At 65.4% G+C, this 17053-nt stretch carries 16 protein-coding genes; 13 read left to right on the forward strand and 3 right to left on the reverse strand.

Annotation, left to right across the window (positions count from 1 at the left end; translation table 11 throughout):
- Window positions 1-235: 235 nt before the first annotated feature.
- A complete protein-coding gene (locus F7R19_RS08795) occupies window positions 236-1780 on the forward strand; it encodes a methyl-accepting chemotaxis protein (protein WP_150979992.1) in 1545 nt (514 codons plus the stop codon).
- On the opposite strand, the gene F7R19_RS08800 is transcribed toward F7R19_RS08795, so the two are convergent.
- Entirely contained in the window at window positions 1777-2382 is a 606-nt protein-coding gene (locus F7R19_RS08800) for a 2-hydroxychromene-2-carboxylate isomerase (RefSeq protein WP_150979993.1), read from the reverse strand. The genes F7R19_RS08795 and F7R19_RS08800 overlap by 4 nt on opposite strands.
- A gap of 49 nt (window positions 2383-2431) precedes the next feature.
- Window positions 2432-3160 carry an SDR family oxidoreductase gene (locus F7R19_RS08805; RefSeq protein ID WP_150979994.1) on the reverse strand — a complete coding sequence of 243 codons (729 nt, stop codon included), beginning with the start codon at window positions 3158-3160 and terminating at the stop codon, window positions 2432-2434.
- 158 nt (window positions 3161-3318) lie between these two features.
- Between F7R19_RS08805 and F7R19_RS08810 the strand changes: the two genes are divergently transcribed.
- The 4 genes from F7R19_RS08810 to alaC all read left to right on the forward strand — a co-directional run bounded on the left by F7R19_RS08810 (window position 3319) and on the right by alaC (window position 7333).
- A complete protein-coding gene (locus tag F7R19_RS08810) occupies window positions 3319-4188 on the forward strand; it encodes a PadR family transcriptional regulator (protein WP_285846704.1) in 870 nt (289 codons plus the stop codon).
- 278 nt (window positions 4189-4466) lie between these two features.
- Window positions 4467-5291 carry a siderophore-interacting protein gene (locus F7R19_RS08815; RefSeq protein WP_150979995.1) on the forward strand — a complete coding sequence of 275 codons (825 nt, stop codon included), beginning with the start codon at window positions 4467-4469 and terminating at the stop codon, window positions 5289-5291.
- A gap of 159 nt (window positions 5292-5450) precedes the next feature.
- Window positions 5451-5828: a hypothetical protein gene (locus tag F7R19_RS08820; protein WP_061958019.1), complete on the forward strand. Its 378-nt coding sequence runs from the start codon at window positions 5451-5453 to the stop codon at window positions 5826-5828.
- A 287-nt stretch (window positions 5829-6115) separates the two neighbouring features.
- Window positions 6116-7333 carry an alanine transaminase gene (gene alaC, locus F7R19_RS08825; RefSeq protein WP_061958018.1) on the forward strand — a complete coding sequence of 406 codons (1218 nt, stop codon included), beginning with the start codon at window positions 6116-6118 and terminating at the stop codon, window positions 7331-7333.
- A 98-nt stretch (window positions 7334-7431) separates the two neighbouring features.
- Here the strand turns inward: alaC and F7R19_RS08830 are convergent, their stop codons facing one another.
- Window positions 7432-8319 (reverse strand): LysR family transcriptional regulator, encoded by an 888-nt coding sequence (locus F7R19_RS08830; RefSeq protein ID WP_150979996.1) that lies wholly within the window; start codon window positions 8317-8319, stop codon window positions 7432-7434.
- 100 nt (window positions 8320-8419) lie between these two features.
- Here F7R19_RS08830 and F7R19_RS08835 point away from each other — a divergent pair, with 100 nt between their 5' ends.
- The 8 genes from F7R19_RS08835 (at window position 8420) to F7R19_RS08870 (ending at window position 17033) form a co-directional block, all read left to right on the forward strand.
- Window positions 8420-9427, forward strand: coding sequence for a Bug family tripartite tricarboxylate transporter substrate binding protein (locus F7R19_RS08835; RefSeq protein ID WP_150979997.1), 1008 nt, complete (start codon window positions 8420-8422; stop codon window positions 9425-9427).
- A gap of 60 nt (window positions 9428-9487) precedes the next feature.
- Complete coding sequence (locus tag F7R19_RS08840) at window positions 9488-10225, forward strand: PIG-L deacetylase family protein (RefSeq protein WP_150979998.1); 738 nt, start codon at window positions 9488-9490, stop codon at window positions 10223-10225.
- Window positions 10222-10935, forward strand: coding sequence for a 4-carboxy-4-hydroxy-2-oxoadipate aldolase/oxaloacetate decarboxylase (locus tag F7R19_RS08845; protein ID WP_150979999.1), 714 nt, complete (start codon window positions 10222-10224; stop codon window positions 10933-10935). The genes F7R19_RS08840 and F7R19_RS08845 overlap by 4 nt, the downstream gene beginning before the upstream one ends.
- A 153-nt stretch (window positions 10936-11088) precedes the next feature.
- Window positions 11089-12030, forward strand: a complete 942-nt coding sequence (locus F7R19_RS08850; RefSeq protein WP_061958014.1) for a LysR family transcriptional regulator — start codon at window positions 11089-11091, stop codon at window positions 12028-12030.
- A 488-nt stretch (window positions 12031-12518) separates the two neighbouring features.
- Window positions 12519-13952, forward strand: a complete 1434-nt coding sequence (tcuA, locus tag F7R19_RS08855; RefSeq protein WP_150980000.1) for an FAD-dependent tricarballylate dehydrogenase TcuA — start codon at window positions 12519-12521, stop codon at window positions 13950-13952.
- Window positions 13939-15111 carry a tricarballylate utilization 4Fe-4S protein TcuB gene (gene tcuB, locus F7R19_RS08860; RefSeq protein ID WP_150980001.1) on the forward strand — a complete coding sequence of 391 codons (1173 nt, stop codon included), beginning with the start codon at window positions 13939-13941 and terminating at the stop codon, window positions 15109-15111. The genes tcuA and tcuB overlap by 14 nt, the downstream gene beginning before the upstream one ends.
- A 28-nt stretch (window positions 15112-15139) precedes the next feature.
- Window positions 15140-15928, forward strand: a complete 789-nt coding sequence (locus F7R19_RS08865; RefSeq protein WP_150980002.1) for a class II aldolase/adducin family protein — start codon at window positions 15140-15142, stop codon at window positions 15926-15928.
- 130 nt (window positions 15929-16058) lie between these two features.
- A complete protein-coding gene (locus F7R19_RS08870; protein ID WP_223506076.1) occupies window positions 16059-17033 on the forward strand; it encodes a Bug family tripartite tricarboxylate transporter substrate binding protein in 975 nt (324 codons plus the stop codon).
- The last annotated feature ends 20 nt before the right edge of the window (window positions 17034-17053 follow it).

The following is a 17053-nucleotide window of genomic DNA, read 5'->3' on the forward strand; positions in this document are numbered from 1 at the left end:
ACCGGATAACGGCGAAGGAGGGCAAATCGAGGGCAAATCGAGGCGCAGCGTAGCACGACGCGCGCGACGCGTTATCGGGGCACCGGATGCGCCGCGATGGGCCTCGGCAAGTGGATGTGGATCCACTTATGTTGACACGAATTTGATCTGGAGCAAATGGCCCGCATCACCGACCTCAAGCTTAAAGGGCAAGGGTCGTTAAGGCTGGGCTGGATCCCTACGAGTCGAGCCCCCGATGAACAACGTGAGTATTCGCCATGGCCTGCTGGCGACGCTGGTGATATTTGGACTGATGATCGTTTTTGGCGCCGCGCTCGGCGTCAGCCAGCTGAGTGCGGCCAGCGATTCGGCCGAACGCATCCATCTGGTGTCGTCACGGGCGTTGCTGCTCAACGATGCCTACAAGGACATGACGCGGGCGCGTTCCGCACTGACGCGGGCGTACAGTTCGGCCAAGGCGGGCGGTCAAGTGAATGCCGACGCAATCGCCAGCGCCGAAAAGTCGATCGGCAAGTCGCGCGACGAACTCCAGGCCTTCGAGAAGGCGCCCGCGCTGGTCGGGCAGGACGCATCGACGGGCGACGACATCGTCGCGGCTGGCGTGGCGCATATGGACGTGGTGAAGCAGGGCTTGGAAGCGCTGCGCAAGGGCGATGCCGATGCCTACGCCGCCATCAACGACCGCGACATCACCGCGTCCGGCGCCAAATATTCCGCGGGTGTCGAGCGCTTCCAGCAATTCGCGATCAAGCTGAACGACGATGCGCTGGCCGACGAGCGCGCGCGCCTGAGCCGTGTGATCGTGCTGGTGTGCGTGGGGCTGACGCTGTCGGCGCTGCTGATCGTCGCCGTGCATCTGGCGCTGCGCAAGCTGGTGGTGACGCCGCTGAACCGGGCCTGCGAGCTGATCATGCGCGTGGCCGACGGCGATTTGAGCATCGCGGTGCCCAAGGCGGGGCGCAACGAGATCGGCCAGTTGCTCGATGCGCTGGCGCGCATGCAGCACGGCCTGACGCAGACTGTGGCCAAGGTCCGCGCGGGGTCCGACGCCGTGACGATCGGCGCGCGCGAAATCGCTGCCGGCAATACCGATTTGTCGTCGCGTACCGAGCAGCAATCGTCGGCGCTGGAAGAAACCGCGGCGAGCATGGAGCAACTGACGTCTACGGTAGGCAACAACGCGGAAAGCGCTACGCGCGCCAGTGGCCTTGCGCGTGACGCGGCCGATCTGGCCACGCGGGGCGGCGAGGTGGTGCGCGGCGTGGTGAAGACGATGAACGAGATCAATGCGAGTTCGCAGAAAATCGTCGACATCATTGGCGTGATCGACGGCATTGCGTTCCAGACCAATATCCTGGCGCTGAACGCCGCCGTGGAAGCCGCGCGCGCCGGCGAGCAGGGCCGGGGATTTGCCGTGGTGGCTGGCGAAGTGCGCAGCCTCGCGCAGCGCAGCGCCAATGCCGCCAAGGAAATCAAGGCGCTGATCGATTCATCGGTGGACAAGGTGGGCGCCGGCAGCGCGCAAGTGGAACAGGCTGGCAGCACCATCGAGGATATCGTGGCGGCCGTGAAGCGTCTTGCCGATACGGTGAGCGAGATTTCCGCCGCATCGATCGAACAATCGAGCGGCATCACGCAGGTCAGCGAGGCGGTGTCGCAAATGGAGCAGGTGAACCAGCAGAATGCCGCGCTGGTTGAGCAGGCGGCCGCCGCAGCCGATGCGCTGGAATCGCAGGCCAACCAGCTGGCCGCGGCGGTGACGGTGTTCCGGCTCGCCTAAGCCTTGCGTGGACCGGCGAGCTGTTCTTCGACGAACAGCAGCCGGTCGTTGCCCCAGAACAGCTCGCCATCGACGATGAAGCTGGGCGCGCCGAAAATGCCGCGCGCCACGGCATCCTCGGTGACCTGTTTCAGCTCGGCTTTGACCTCGGGGTCGTCGAGCATTGCCAGCGCTTCGCGCGGATCGAATCCGGCCGCCACCAGAACCTTGCCGATCTCGTTCGGATCGTTGAGGTTTTTGCCCGTTTCCCACATCGCGCTGAAAATCGCTGCCACATAGCGGTGAAATTCGGCTTCGCCCTTGCGGCGATAGCCGATGGCGCCGCGCATCAGCGCCAGCGTGTTGATCGGAAAGAACGGGTTGTGCAGGTACGGTGCGTCGTAGCGCTGGGCCCAACGCTGGATATCGCTGTTGGACCAGTCGCTCTTGGCCGGGATTTCCATCGGGCTATGGTTGCCCGTTGCCTTGAACACACCGCCCAGCAGCATGGGGCGCCAGACGATGGTTGCGCCCGTGCGCGCCGCCACGCGCGGCAGTTCCTTGTACGCCAGATATGAGTAGGGGCTGCCGAAATCGAAATAGAACTCCACCTGCTTGCTCATCGTGTTGTCTCCTCGGGGGTTGGCGTTGCCAGGCGTTGGTTGGCGCGGCTTACCAGCGTTCGATCCAGGGGCGGATATCAAGTTCGTGCGTCCACGCGTCGCGCGGTTGCTGATGCAGCATCCAATAAGTGTCCGCGATGTGGTCCGGATTGACGATGCCGTCCTGCGCCTTGGTGGCGTAGCGCTCGGGAAAATTGTCGCGGATAAAGGCCGTATCGATCGCGGCGTCGATGATCAGGTGCGCCACGTGGATATTCTTGGGCCCGAGTTCGCGCGCCATGCTTTGCGCCAGCGCGCGCAGCCCATGCTTGGCGCCGGAAAAGGCCGACAGGCCTTCGCGTCCGCGCGTGCTGGCGGTGGCGCCGGTGAAGAAGATCGACCCGCGCTGCCGCGGCACCATCACGCGCGCGGCTTCGCGGCCCATCAGGAAGCCCGCGAAGCAGGCCATCTCCCAGACCTTGAAGTACACCCGCGAGGTGGTGTCCAGAATCGGAAAGTTCACGTTGGCGCCGATATTGAACACGGCCACTTCCAGCGGACCGATGTCGCGCTCGATGCGCTCGATCATCGCGGTGGTCTCTTCTTCCTTGCGGGCGTCGCAGGCAAAGGCATGCGCTTCGCCGCCGTCGGCGCGGATCTGCTCGACCAGTGGCGCCAGCTTGTCGGCGTTGCGCCGGGTGACGCAGGCCGCATAGCCTTCGCGGGCAAACCGGCGCGCAATCGCGCCGCCAGTGGCGTCGCCGGCGCCTACGACCAGTACGGCTTTCTTTTCAGGCATGGGTGTCTCCTCCTGCCAGGTTGGGAAAACGCGGATAGGTGCGAGTGACTTGCATTGTGACAGGAACTAGGCGGTTGCACGCATCGCACATCCGACCTTGACTTTATATCGTACGATATATATCTTACGATAAGTCTTACGATATATCGGAGAGCGCGATGCGACATCCCTTCGGGCACATGGATCACCCCCATCATCATCATTTCGACCATCGCCACGGCCACTACGACGGTCGTCATGACGATCATCCCGGCGGTCACGGTTTTTCGGGCGAGCACGGCTGTCACGCCCACAGCCGGCGCCACGCGCACGGCCCCCGCTCTGATCGCGACGCCGGATGGCATGCGGAAGGACGAGGCCCGCGCGATCCGTTCGCGGCGTTCTCGCGCGTGGCGGCGGCCTACTGGTATCGCGCGGTCGGCCGGCGCGGGGGTGGCGGTTTCTGGTCCCACGGTGGCGGCGGAGACTGGGACGGCGGCGACGGGTTTGACGGCGAGAGCCTGCGCCGTGGGCGCAAGTTCAGCGCGGAAGACCTGCAACTGCTGATCCTGTCGCTGCTCGACGAAAAGCCCTCGCACGGCTATGAACTGATCAAGGCGCTGGAAACGCGCACGGGCGGCTTCTACAAGCCCAGCCCGGGCGTCGTCTATCCGGCCCTCACGTTCCTGGAAGACCTGGGCTACGCGACGGTAGACACCGAAGGCAACAAGAAGCGCTATCAGTTGTCCGATGCCGGGCGCGATTACCTGGACGCCAATCGCGAACGGCTGGAGCAAATGGTGGCCCGCCTGCAGCATGTGGCGCGCAAGATGGACTGGATGCGGCGTGCCATGAGCGGACAGCCTCAGCGCGCTCCCGATGAGGGCGGCTGGGTGCCGGAATACGTGCAGGCCCGCACGCGCCTGAAGCAGGTGCTGACCGAGCGCAGCGGCGACGCGGTCGACGAGCAGCGCCGCATCGCCGCAATCCTGATGCGTGCCGTGGACGAGATCGAGCGCGGTGCGCACCCCGGAAACCCCGACGCATGATCATCCAGATGTCATGCCATGTCCGGCGGCGGTTGCCGGTTGCGCCTGCGCGGGGGGGGGGCGACGTCGCGCCCCGGACGCACCGCGCCCCATGCGGCCGACTGTTGCCGAGGATCGCCGCGTGCTGACCTGACTTTTCGTCGCGCACGATCCAGGCGCGACCACGCATTCCAAAGCCCCACAAAAGGACAGCGATGATGCCGGCCGTTTCGCTCTTGTTTTCCCGAATGTCCTCGCCGCCAGCGCCGGCCGGCGGCAGCGTTACCTCAAGGAATTCCATGACCGCAAATCGCGACCTGACCGTACAGCGTGTTCGCCATCCGCTGAAGATGCGCCTGCTGAAGGTGCTGCGCACCCGCAACGTCTCGCCCCAACTGCTGCGCGTCACGCTGGGCGGCGACGATCTTGCCGATTTCACCTCGGCTTCGTTCGACGATCACATCAAGGTGTTCTTCCCCGCGCCGGGCGCCGAAAAGCCAGTGCTGCCACAGGTGGGCGCCGATGGCATCGTGTTTCCGGAAGGCCAGCCGCGGCCCGAAGCGCGCGACTACACGCCGCGCCGCTTCGATGCCGCGGCGCACGAGTTGGACATCGAGTTCGTGCTGCATGGCGATGGCCCCGCATCGACTTGGGCCGCTCAGGCACGGCCCGGCCAGTACCTGGGCGTTGGCGGTCCGCGCGGGTCGTTCGTGATCCCGCATGCGTTCGACTGGCATCTGCTGATCGGCGACGACACGGCATTGCCGGCCATCGGCCGCCGTATCGAGGAACTCGGGCCCGACGCGCGCGTGATCGTGGTGGCTGAAGTGGCCGATGCATCCGCGCGGATTCCGCTCGCCACCGGCCCGCGTGCCGAGGTGCACTGGATCCATCGCGACGAGCATGGCCCCGGCACGCCGGAAGGCAGCCAGTTGGCGCCCGCGCTGCGCCGGCTGGCACTGCCCGAGGGCGAAGGCTATGTGTGGGCCGCAGGCGAGGCCGTCGCCATGCGCGCGGTGCGCCAGTACCTAGTGGCCGAGCGCGGCATCGACAAGGCGCGCATCCGCGCGTCGGCGTACTGGAAGCGCGGCAATGCCGCAGTCCACGAGACCATCGACGACTGAGCGGAAAGAACTGGCGGAAAGAACTGGCGGAAAGAACTGGCGGAAAGAACTGGCGCGAAAAATTGGCGGTAAGACCGCGCGGAAATCTTGCATCCCGCCACCCCATGACAGGGCCGTGCCACTACACTGGAAGGCACCTCCATTGCCACGGGATTTGCCATGTCGCACCTTCGCCTGCTGCCGTGCCTTGTTGTCTTCGGTCTTGCCGCCTGCGCGCCGGATTCCGTGCGCAACTACGAGGCGCATGGCCTGAACAAATATCTCGACAAGATCCAGAGCGTGTGCGCCGGCACGCGGCTGGGCGATCATGAATTGGGCGAGTGGCTGCGCAGCGGTACCAACGATAGCGACAGCGACTACGTCTACTGGCTCGACCAGACATCGCGCCTCTACTACAACCGCGTCAGCGTGCCCGAGTATCGCGATTCGATCGCTGGCGCGCTCGGCGGCGCCAAGCCCAATGCCGAGGCGCTCGATTGCATCGTGAAAAATCTCCCGCCCGACCGGCCAACCAAGGTGCCGGGGTCGATCCTCTAGCGGGTGGGGGCCAGCGGCCGTCCCCGCTCATCCGGCTGCCACCATTCGGCCGCCATCATTCGACTGCCATCATTCGACTGCCATCGCGCCGACGACGGTCCGTGACGCGGCATGGCTCGCCATGCCGCGAATCCTGCGAACGCTGCCACGCCCGCATCGCGTTGCGGGATCGCACATTCTCCAGTTGTGCAAACGGGTATGGCTGGCTATGATCGATGCCCAGTGACCGACACAGCGGTCGCGACGTCGCTCGGACGGTTTCGGGCGCTTACGTAAAGGACCTCCCCATGACTGCCGAATCCGGCAAGCGCCGCTTTGCGCGCATCGATCGTCTTCCCCCCTACGTTTTCAATATCACTGCCGAGCTCAAGATGGCCGCCCGCCGACGTGGCGAGGACATCATCGACATGAGCATGGGCAATCCCGATGGCGCCACGCCGCCGCATATCGTCGCCAAGCTCGTCGATGCGGCGCAGCGGCCCGATACACACGGATATTCGGCGTCCAAAGGCATTCCGCGACTGCGCCGCGCCATATCGCACTGGTATCGCGAGCGCTACGACGTCGAGATCGATCCGGACAAGGAAGCCATTGTCACGATCGGCTCCAAGGAAGGTCTGGCGCATCTGATGCTGGCAACGCTCGATCGCGGCGACACGGTGCTGGTGCCGGATCCGAGCTATCCCATCCATATCTACGGCGCGGTGATCGCCGGCGCCGATATCCGCTCGGTGCCGCTGACGCCGGGCGTCGACTTCTTCGCCGAACTCGAACGCGCGATTCGCGGCAGCTATCCAAAGCCGAAGATGATCGTGCTGGGATTTCCGTCGAACCCGACCGCGCAATGCGTGGAACTCGATTTCTTCGAGCGTGTGATCGCGCTGGCGCGCAAACACGAAATCTTCGTCGTGCATGACCTGGCCTACGCCGATATCGTGTTCGACGGATGGAAGGCGCCGTCGATCATGCAGGTGCCCGGTGCCAAGGATATTGCCGTGGAATTCTTCACGCTGTCGAAGAGCTACAACATGGCCGGCTGGCGCGTCGGCTTCATGGTCGGTAATCCCGATCTGGTGGCCGCGCTGACACGTATCAAGAGCTATCACGACTATGGCACGTTCACGCCTGTCCAGGTCGCGGCGATTGCCGCGCTGGAAGGCGACCAGCAATGCGTGAAGGAAATCGCCGCGCAATACCAGTCGCGCCGCGATGTACTGGCGCGCGGCCTGATCGAGTCCGGTTGGCCCGTCGATATCCCCAAGGCATCGATGTATATCTGGGCGCGTATTCCCGAGCCGTATCGCGCGCTTGGATCGCTGGAGTTTGCCAAGCAGTTGCTGGCCAAGGCGAAGGTTTCGGTATCGCCCGGTATTGGTTTTGGCGACTACGGCGACGAATACGTGCGCTTCGCGCTGATCGAAAACGAATCCCGTATTCGTCAGGCGGTGCGCGGCATCAAGGCGATGTTCCGCGCCGACGGTCTGATCAAGGCACCTGCAGCCTGAACGGACGCCTCCACCGGCTTGGATCCACGTCATCCGAAGCGCCGTTGAAGCATGCCCGCCCGCGTCCCGCGTCGTTTCGGGGCGGGGCGGGCCGTCTTTTAGAAATAGCCGAGAAACCGTTTCATGATGGGCGAGAGCGCTTCGGCGCGATGTGCCATCAGGATACGGCTCGCCGCGTCCGGACCCGCTATCGGTACATAGGTCACGCCCGGGATGCCGGTGCGCGCGTAGATCGCCGGTAGTACCGACACCCCCGCACCGCTGGCCACGAGGCCGATGATTGTCGTGGCCTCGCGGGCTTCCTGCGCAACCTTTGGGGCAAATCCGGCCCGGTTGCACAACGTCGTGACGTGATCGAACAGCCCGCAGCCCAGCCCGCGCGGAAACAGCAGGAATTTTTCGGCAGACAGGGCGTTGATATCGATACCCCGCAGGCCATCCGTTGCGGCAAGCGTGTGGCCCGACGGCAGCACTGCGACGAGTTTGTCGGTCAACACCTCTCGCACGGTGATGGAGGCGGGCGGACGAAACTGCGGCGACGGGCGCAGGAAGGCGATGTCGATATCGCCATGCTCCAGTTGCTGCAATTGCTGCCCGGTCGACAGGTGTACGAGTTCCAGCCGCGCGTGGCGATGCGCCTCGCGAAACGCATGGACCGCACGGGGAAAGGCATCCTGCATCGGCACCGACGCCGTGAAGCCCACGCGGATTTCCCCCGCTTCGCCCGACGCCACCTGCTTGACTACCTCGCGGGCCTGATCGAGGTTCGCCAGTGCGGCGCGCGCCTTGTCCAGAAACAGTTCGCCGGCGGGCGTCAGCGCCACATGGTGCCGCGATCGCTCCAGCAGCGCACTGCCCAGTTCGTCTTCCAGCGCCTTGATTTGCACGCTCAGCGGCGGCTGGCTGACGTGCAGGCGACGCGCGGCTTCGCTGAAGCTCAAGGCTTCGGCAACGGCCACGAAATAGCGGAGCTGGCGGAAATCCATAATAGCGAATCGAAATAACCGGCGATGTGAAAACGTATTGGACAGTATCACGGCCCGCGCAGAGAATGCGACCACATTCTGAAAACATCTGGAGACGATGATGCTGCGCAGGCTTGTTCGTATTGGTATGTCGCACGGCGCCAGCCGCCCCATCCTGTCGGGGGTACTGATGGCGTCGCTGACATTGGTCGGCGCCAGCGCACGTGCCGAGACGTTCCCCGACCATCCGATACGCCTGGTGGTGCCGTACGCGGCTGGCGGTGCGGTCGATATCGTGGCCAGGTCGGTGGGCCAGCGCATGAGCCAGTTGCTCAAGCAGCCGATCATCGTGGACAACCGGCCCGGCGCCAGCACCAACATCGGGATGGATTTCGTGGCCAAGGCGCCGGCCGATGGCTACACCATCATGATGGCGTCCAACAGCCTCGCCACCAATTCCGCACTGTTCAACAAGCTCGGTTTCAATCCGTCGAGCGATTTCGCACCGGTGGCGCGCATCGGCGAGGCATCTCTGGTCGTGGTGGTGCCGGCCAAATCGCCGATCGCATCGATGAAGGCGTTGGTCGCGCAGGCCAAGGCGCAGCCGGGCAAGCTCAGCTATGCATCGGCCGGCAACGGCAGCTCCGGTCATCTGGCGGGGGAGATGTTGAAGGAGACCGCCAACATCGACGTGCTGCACGTGCCATACAAGGGCGGTGCGCCTGCGATTACTGACCTGATTGGGGAACGCATTACCTTCATGCCGATCAACCCGCTCGAAGTGGTCTCCCATATCAAGGCCGGCACGCTGCGTCCGCTGGCGGTGGCCAGCGCAAACCGCTCGGCGCTGCTGCCGGACGTGCCGACTTCGAAGGAAGAAGGCTTGCCGGGCTTTACCGCGTCGGTCTGGTGGGGTCTGGTGGCGCCCGCCAAGACGCCGGCGCCGATCGTCCGGCAACTCAATGCCGCCGCCAACACGGCGCTGGCTGATCCGGACGTCCGCAAGCAACTGAGCCAGTTGGGCGTGACGATCGTATCGGGCACGCCCGAACAGTTCGGCCAGTTCGTGCGCACCGAAACTGCCACCTGGAATGGCGTGATCCGCAAGGCCGGCATCACCGCAGACTGACGCATTGCGCCCGTCCGCGTCGCACGCGATTCGCCAGCCCCAACGATTTCTGGAAGTCTTATGTCCCATCCAAGCACCACGGCTGCCAAGCCTTCGATTCTGGTTGTCAGCGCCCATGCCGCAGACTTTGTCTGGCGCGCGGGCGGCGCCATTGCCCTGTATGCCGCGCGCGGCTACCACGTCCGCATCGTCTGCCTGTCGTTCGGCGAGCGCGGCGAATCCGCCAAGATGTGGCGCCAGCCCGGGATGACGATGGAGCGCGTCAAGGCCGCGCGCCACGAGGAAGCGCAACGCGCGGCCGAGATCCTGGGCGGCACGCTCGATTGCTTCGACCTTGGCGACTACCCGCTGCGCGTGCCGGACGACGCGCTGCTGCGGCTGGCCGATATCTATCGCGATATCCGGCCGGAACTGGTGCTGAGCCACTCGCGCGAGGACATCTACAACTTCGACCATCCGCTGGCCACGCACGTCGCGCAGGAAGCGCGCGTCATTGCCCAGGCGCATGGCTACAGGCCCGAAGTACCGGTGATTGGTGCGCCTCCGGTGTTTCTGTTCGAGCCGCATCAGCCCGAGCAATGCAACTGGAAGCCCGATGTGCTGCTGGATATTTCGCCGGTATGGGAGAAAAAGCAGCGTGCGTTCGAGACCATGGCCGCGCAGGAACATCTGTGGGACTACTACACGCGCGTGGCCCTGCAGCGCGGCGCGCAGGCGACGCGCAACTCGGATCGCAAGGTTCAATATGCAGAGGGCTACGCACGGGTGTTTCCCCAAGTGGCGGAGGTACTGGCATGAGAACGGTGGCATATCGCAATATCCTGCGTGCCGACGCGCGCGATATCGAATCGCTTGGCGCGTCGGGCGTGGCCACGGTGCATGAGGCGCAGCGGCGCACCGGGCTGATGAAGCCGTATATCCGGCCGATCCAGTCCGGCGTCGCGATTGCCGGCAGCGCGGTCACGGCGCTGATGCATCCCGGGGACAACTGGATGATCCATGTCGCCGTGGAAATGATCCGCCCCGGCGATGTTCTTGTGGTGGCACTGACCAGCGACTGCTCCGACGGCGTGTTCGGCGATCTGCTGGCGACGTCGCTGCGGGCGCGTGGCGCGCGCGGGCTGATACTCGATGCGGGCTGCCGCGATGTCGGTACGCTCAACGCCATGGGCTTTCCGGTCTGGTCGCGCGCGGTGTCCGCGCAGGGCGCGGTGAAGGAGACCGTGGGCGCCGTCAACGTGCCGGTGGTTTGCGCCGGGGCGCAGGTCCGACCTGGCGACGTGATCGTGGCCGATGACGACGGCGTGGTTGTCGTGGCGCGGCCGCATGCCGCCGACATCGCGCGCAAGGCCGCCGAGCGCGAGGCGCTGGAGGCGGCCAAGCGCGAGAAGCTGGCCTCGGGCGTGCTGGGCGTGGACATGTACAACATGCGCCCAGCGCTGGCCGACAAGGGTCTTGTCTATCTCGACCAGACCGTGGACTGGTATAGCGGCGCCGACGAAGCCTGACGCGCCGTTTGGCCCGTGTCCGCTGACCGCGCCGTGACCCCGACCCAGGCAGCCGCGCGGGACGCGACGCCGGCGTATCTGGTATAAGACGCCCCAGAACATGGGAGCCGACTTCCGCTGGCGCGGATGGGTCGGCCCTGCCGGGGGAGCCAGATGGAATTGCGCCAGCTTCAGTATTTCGTGCGGGTGGTAGAGCTTGGCAGCATGAGCCGCGCCGCGCTCGAACTCGATATGGTGCAATCGGCGGTCAGCCAGCAGATCAGCCGCCTGGAGAGCGAACTGGCCACGCGCCTGCTGCGCCGGACCCCGCAGGGGGTCACGCCGACCGAGGCCGGGCTGGCGTTCTTCCACGAGGCCCAGCTCACTCTGCGCCATGCGGAGCAGGCGCGCCGCGCCGCCCATCAGGCGCGCTTGTCGGGCGCGGTCAGCGTCGGGCTGGCGCCCACCACGGCATCGGTGATCGGTGTGCCACTGATTCGCGCCATGCGCGACCGCTACCCCGATGTGCGCCTGCATATCGTGGAAAGCCTCTCTGGCCATCTGACGGCCATGCTCAACGCGCGCCAGCTCGATCTGGCCGTGTTGTTCGACACCCACGCCGCGCGCCGGTGGACGGTGATGCCGCTGCTCGAGGAAACCCTTTTTCTGATTCAGTCGCGCCAGGCTCTGCCGCAAGGCCGCGCGGATCCTCCCACGCAATGCACCATGGCCGATCTGGCCGGCGTGCCGCTGATCATGCCGACTGGTCTGCATGGCTTGCGCAGCACGCTCGACGCAGCGTTTTCGCGCGCCAAGGTGACGCCCAGCGTGATCCAGGAAGTGGATTCCCTGGCCATGCTGATGGATGCCGTCGACATGGGGTTTGGCGCCACGTTGCAGCCCTGGGCGGCGGTGGGGCGCTATCCGGACGCGGCAACGCGCTTTCACCTGGCGCAGATCGACGATCCGCAGGTCGGGCGCAAGAACCTGCTTTGCAGCTTGTCCGACGATGAGCTGTCGCCCGCGGCACTGGCCCTGCGGGTGGTGCTGGCCGACACGGCGCGCGGACTGGTGCGTTCCGGAGAATGGCGCGGGGCGCGCCTGTTGGAGGCATAGGGCGTCCGGCTGCGCGGGGCGCTGCCATCGGTGCCGGCCCCGAGCGCGGCAAGAACGGCGGCACGAACGGCGGCACGAACGGCGCCGCCCCGTACGGCGGCGCGCTTGCGCCGCCGAGGGGGCCGCCCGTGTCGGAGATGGCGGCGTTGGAACGGATGCAGGCAGTGGATGTGGATCTGCGGTAGCGCTCATGACGGCGGAATGTTGTGGAGCCGGGCAAGGTTCGTGCGGGTTCGCGTATTGGCGATGCACGTGCTGTTGACAAGACTTTCCCGGAAATCGCGTCGCGCGAATATGAGACGGTTCTGAAAACGCATGGCGCGGTGCCAGGCGCGTTGCCGTGGGCATCACGAATCGTGATACCCCCATGCCGGACAAGGGCTTAGCAGCGTTCAGCGGCGCCGATAGAGTCTCGACCAGACTCTTGAAGGCATAGAAAAAGCCGTGTCCATCCTCACACTCGAATCCCGCGGGCGGGGCGTCCGCACATGATCGACGTCCTCGTCATCGGCGGCGGCAATGCCGCCCTCTGCGCAGCGCTGATGGCGCGCGAAGCCGGCGCCAGCGTGATGCTGCTGGAAGCCGCGCCGCGCGAATGGCGCGGCGGCAATTCCTCCCATACGCGCAACCTGCGGTGCATGCACGACGCGCCGCAGGATGTGCTGGTCGACGCGTATCCCGAAGAGGAGTACTGGCAGGACCTGCTGAAGGTCACTGGCGGGCTCACCGACGAAAAACTGGCGCGGCTGGCCATTCGCGCCTCGTCGACGTGCCGCGACTGGATGCGCCGTCACGGCGTGCATTTCCAGCCGCCGCTGTCGGGCGCGCTGCATGTGGCGCGCACCAACGCGTTCTTCATGGGCGGCGGCAAGGCGTTGGTCAATGCGTACTTCCGCAGCGCCGAAAAGCTGGGCGTGCAGATCCGGTACAACAGCCCGGTCGATGCCATCGAACTCGACGGCGACCGTTTCGTGGCGGCGCGCATCGGCGCCGAGCGCATCGAGGCGCGCGCCTGCGTGCTGGCCGCGGGCGGTTTCGAATCGAATCGCGAATGGCTGCGCGAAGCCTGGGGCCGCAACGAGCGCGGCGAATGGCCAGCCGACAATTTTCTGATCCGCGGTACGCGCTTCAACATGGGTGTGCTGCTGAAATTCATGATCGAAGCAGGCGCGGATGCGATCGGCGATCCGTCGCAATCGCATTGCGTGGCGATCGACGCGCGCGCGCCGCTGTACGACGGCGGCATCTGCACGCGCATCGACTGCGTGTCGCTGGGCGTGGTGCTGAATGCCAACGCCGAGCGTTTCTACGATGAAGGCGAGGACTTCTGGCCCAAGCGTTATGCGATCTGGGGCCGCCTGGTGGCGCAGCAGCCGCAGCAGATCGGCTATTCGATCATCGACGCGAAGGCTGTGGGCCGTTTCATGCCGCCGGTGTTTCCGGGCGTGCGTGCCGACACGCTGCCCGAACTGGCGCGCAAGCTCAGCCTTGACGAAGCGACCTTCATGCGCACCATCGGCGATTACAACGCCGCATGCCGCGTGGGCAAGTTCGACCACACGGTGCTGGACGACTGCCATACCGAAGGCGTCACGCCAGCGAAAACCCATTGGGCGCGGCCGATCGATACCGCGCCGTTCTTTGGCTACGCGCTGCGCCCCGGCATCACGTTCACGTATCTGGGGCTGAAGGTCGACGAGCATGCCGCCGTGCATTTCGGCGGCAAGCCCAGCCGCAATCTGTTTGTGGCCGGAGAAATGATGGCCGGAAACGTGCTGGGCAAGGGCTACACCGCCGGCGTCGGCATGGCGATCGGCACCGCGTTCGGCCGCATCGCAGGCACCGAAGCGGCAAAGGCGGCGGCAAAAGCGGCGAGCGTTGGCGCCGCGGCATCACGGGAAAAGGAATATGCAACATCTTGAAGCGCTGACGCGCGAGGCGGCGGCGCTTGCAACTGGCGCGCTGCCGCTGACCGCGGACGAGGGCGAAGTGGCCCGTACCCTGCAGATCTGCAATGCCTGCCGCTATTGCGAGGGCTTCTGCGCGGTGTTTCCGGCCATGACGCGTCGGCTCGAATTCAACAAGGCCGATATCCACTACCTGGCCAATCTGTGCCACAACTGCGGCGCGTGCTATCACGCATGCCAATACGCCCCGCCGCACGAGTTCGCGGTCAATATTCCGCAGGCGATGGCCAAGGTGCGCGTGCAAACCTATGGCGATTACGCGTTCCCGGCGGCGCTGGGCGGACTGTATCGCCGTGCCGGACTGACGATGGCGCTGGCGCTGGCCGGCGGACTGGCGCTGTTCCTGGTGATGGTGCTGGCCATGCGCGGCACGCTGCTGCATGAGCCGCTGGCCGGCAACTTCTACGCGATCTTTCCGCACAACCTGCTGGCGGCGATGTTCGGCGTGGTGTTCGTGTTTGCGATGGTCGCGCTGGGCATCGGCGTCACGCGCTTCTGGCGGCGCGTCTCGCCTGGCGTTCGCAGCGGCGAGACGCGCGGCGCGGCGGTTGGCGGCGCGGCCCACGACGCGCTCCGGCTCAAGTATCTGGATGGCGGCCACGGCCAGGGCTGCAACAACGACGATGACGCGTTCACGCTGTTGCGCCGCCGCTTCCACCACTTCACGTTCTACGGTTTCATGCTGTGCTTTGCGGCGACCGCGGTGGCCACGCTCTATCACTATCTGCTCGACCTGCACGCGCCGTATCCGGTGCTCAGCCTGCCGGTCATTCTGGGCAGCGCGGGCGGCGTCGGTCTGCTGATCGGCCCGGCCGGGCTGCTGTGGCTGAATCTGAAACGCGATGCGCGCACCATGGACGCGAGCCAGAAGCCGATGGACCGCGGGTTCATCGCGCTGCTGTTCCTGACCAGCGCCAGCGGCCTCGCGTTGCTGGCGGGACGCGACACCGGCGCGATGGCCGCCTTGCTTGCGGTGCATCTCGGTATCGTCATGGCGCTGTTCCTGACATTCCCGTACGGCAAGTTTGCACACGGCATCTATCGCAGCGCAGCGCTGCTCAAGTATCACATCGAAAAACGCCGCCCGAGCGAGCTCGCGCTCGGCTCGGATTGAATCGGCAGCAATTCCAAGGAGACAGATCATGACGAAACCCGGTGTGCTCAGCATTCCTTCCATGCGCAACCAGTGCAGCGACGCGGAATGGCAGGCGCGCGTGGATCTGGCGGCATGCTACCGGCTGGTCGAGCTGTACGGCATGGCCGACATGATGGCCAACCATATTTCGGTGCGTGTGCCCGATGAAGAGAACGCCTTCCTGATCAACCCGTACGGAATGATGTACGAGGAGATCACGGCTTCGTGCCTGATCAAGGTGGACCACGACGGCAAGATCCTTTCCAAACCGGATTTCGGCGCGCTCAATTACGGCATCAACAAGGCCGGCTATGTGATCCACAGCGCGGTGCATCACGCGCGTCCCGAAGTGGCCTGCGTGATCCACACCCACAGCTGGGCGTCGATGGCCGTGTCGTCGCTCGAATGCGGCCTGCTGCCGATCACGCAGACGGCGATGCGCTTTCTGAAGATCGGTTATCACGATTATCAAGGCGTGGTGCTCGATACCGCCGAGCAGGCGTCGCTGATCGAGGATCTGGGCAAGGGCGAGGCGCTGATCCTGCGCAATCACGGCGCGCTGACCGTCGGCAACAGCGTGGGTGAGGCGTTCAACTGGATGCACCGCCTGGAACTGGCGTGCCGCTCGCAGGTGGCGGCGATGTCGTGCAATACGCCGCTGCAGCAGGTGCCCGCCGATGTGCTGGAGGAAACCTGGAACAACTATCAGCCCGGCACGCGCCGCCCGTACGGACTGATGGAATGGCCCGCGCTGCTGCGTAAGCTCGATCGTCTGGATCCTGGCTTCCGCGACTGAAATCCCATCGTGGTGCACGGGACGCAGATCCCGCGACGGATGCCGGCTTGGCGCCGCATCCCGTCCATCGCAAGACATTTGCCGATTTGCCAAAAATAAATGCCCACCGCCTGTGTGGAGGAGACAAACCATGAATCGCAGACGCATGCTGGCGCAGATCGTTGCGCTGGGCGCAGCGCCCTATGTCATCGGTGCACGCGCGCAAGCGTTGCCGAACAAGCCCATCACGCTGATCGTGCCGTTTGCGCCGGGCGGCAATCTCGATGTGGTAGCGCGCGCCATTGCGCCGGCGCTGGAGCAGAACCTGGGGCGCAACGTGATTGTCGACAACCGACCCGGCGCGGGCGGCGTGATTGGCGCGTCGGCCGTTGCACGTGCCGAGCCCGATGGCAGCACGCTGCTGGTCACCACGCCCAATGCCGTGGTGGTGTTGCCGCGCATGACGCGCACCAGTTTCAGGCTGGCCAGCTTCAGTCCGGTGGGCCTGGTCTCCACCACGGCGCTGGTGGTCGTGGTGAAGGGCGGCAATGGACAGTTCAAGGACGTGGCGGCGCTGCTCGCGCACGCCCGCGCAAATCCCGGCAAGGTCACGGCCGGTCATGCAGGCCCGGGCACCACCAACCATATGGCGCTGCTGCAACTCGAAGACGCCGCGAAGATTCAGCTCAACCAGGTGCCGTACAAGGGATCGGCGCCGGCGCTGATCGACCTGATGGGCGGGCAGCTCGACATGGTCGTCGACCAGTTGACCAGTTCCGCGCCTCATATTCAGTCGGGTGCGCTGCGCGCGCTGGCGGTGATGTCGCGCGAGCGCGATGCCGCGTTGCCGAAGGTGCCGACGTTGCGTGAGGCGGGATTGGCGAATTTCGAAGCCACTACCGCAACGGGTCTGCTGGCACCGGCAGGCACGCCGGCAGCGCTGGTTGACACGCTCAACGCGGCGCTGCGCAAGGCGCTTGCCGAAGGCAGCGTGAAAAGCCGGCTGCTCAATGTCGGAAGCATGGCGCAGGCGTCGTCGCCACAGGAGCTGTTGGCTTCGCTACAGCGCGAAGACGCACGCGCCCAGACGCTGGCGGCCGCCGGACGCCTGAAGGCCGCCGAGTAGGCGCTGCGCCCCGGTCGCGA

This window comes from Cupriavidus pauculus, assembly GCF_008801835.1.
GTDB classification, from domain to species: Bacteria; Pseudomonadota; Gammaproteobacteria; order Burkholderiales; family Burkholderiaceae; genus Cupriavidus; species Cupriavidus pauculus.

What these genes read in the sequence shown, in the direction of transcription:
- F7R19_RS08865 (WP_150980002.1), top strand. Translation starts at nt 15,140, where the DNA reads ATGACGAAACCCGGTGTGCTCAGCATTCCTTCCATGCGCAACCAGTGC.
- F7R19_RS08870 (WP_223506076.1), top strand. Translation starts at nt 16,059, where the DNA reads ATGAATCGCAGACGCATGCTGGCGCAGATCGTTGCGCTGGGCGCAGCG.
- F7R19_RS08815 (WP_150979995.1), top strand. Translation starts at nt 4,467, where the DNA reads ATGACCGCAAATCGCGACCTGACCGTACAGCGTGTTCGCCATCCGCTG.
- F7R19_RS08820 (WP_061958019.1), top strand. Translation starts at nt 5,451, where the DNA reads ATGTCGCACCTTCGCCTGCTGCCGTGCCTTGTTGTCTTCGGTCTTGCC.
- F7R19_RS08845 (WP_150979999.1), top strand. Translation starts at nt 10,222, where the DNA reads ATGAGAACGGTGGCATATCGCAATATCCTGCGTGCCGACGCGCGCGAT.
- F7R19_RS08850 (WP_061958014.1), top strand. Translation starts at nt 11,089, where the DNA reads ATGGAATTGCGCCAGCTTCAGTATTTCGTGCGGGTGGTAGAGCTTGGC.
- F7R19_RS08835 (WP_150979997.1), top strand. Translation starts at nt 8,420, where the DNA reads ATGCTGCGCAGGCTTGTTCGTATTGGTATGTCGCACGGCGCCAGCCGC.
- F7R19_RS08800 (WP_150979993.1), bottom strand. Translation starts at nt 2,382, where the DNA reads ATGAGCAAGCAGGTGGAGTTCTATTTCGATTTCGGCAGCCCCTACTCA.
- F7R19_RS08795 (WP_150979992.1), top strand. Translation starts at nt 236, where the DNA reads ATGAACAACGTGAGTATTCGCCATGGCCTGCTGGCGACGCTGGTGATA.
- F7R19_RS08840 (WP_150979998.1), top strand. Translation starts at nt 9,488, where the DNA reads ATGTCCCATCCAAGCACCACGGCTGCCAAGCCTTCGATTCTGGTTGTC.
- tcuA (WP_150980000.1), top strand. Translation starts at nt 12,519, where the DNA reads ATGATCGACGTCCTCGTCATCGGCGGCGGCAATGCCGCCCTCTGCGCA.
- F7R19_RS08805 (WP_150979994.1), bottom strand. Translation starts at nt 3,160, where the DNA reads ATGCCTGAAAAGAAAGCCGTACTGGTCGTAGGCGCCGGCGACGCCACT.
- F7R19_RS08830 (WP_150979996.1), bottom strand. Translation starts at nt 8,319, where the DNA reads ATGGATTTCCGCCAGCTCCGCTATTTCGTGGCCGTTGCCGAAGCCTTG.
- alaC (WP_061958018.1), top strand. Translation starts at nt 6,116, where the DNA reads ATGACTGCCGAATCCGGCAAGCGCCGCTTTGCGCGCATCGATCGTCTT.
- F7R19_RS08810 (WP_285846704.1), top strand. Translation starts at nt 3,319, where the DNA reads ATGCGACATCCCTTCGGGCACATGGATCACCCCCATCATCATCATTTC.
- tcuB (WP_150980001.1), top strand. Translation starts at nt 13,939, where the DNA reads ATGCAACATCTTGAAGCGCTGACGCGCGAGGCGGCGGCGCTTGCAACT.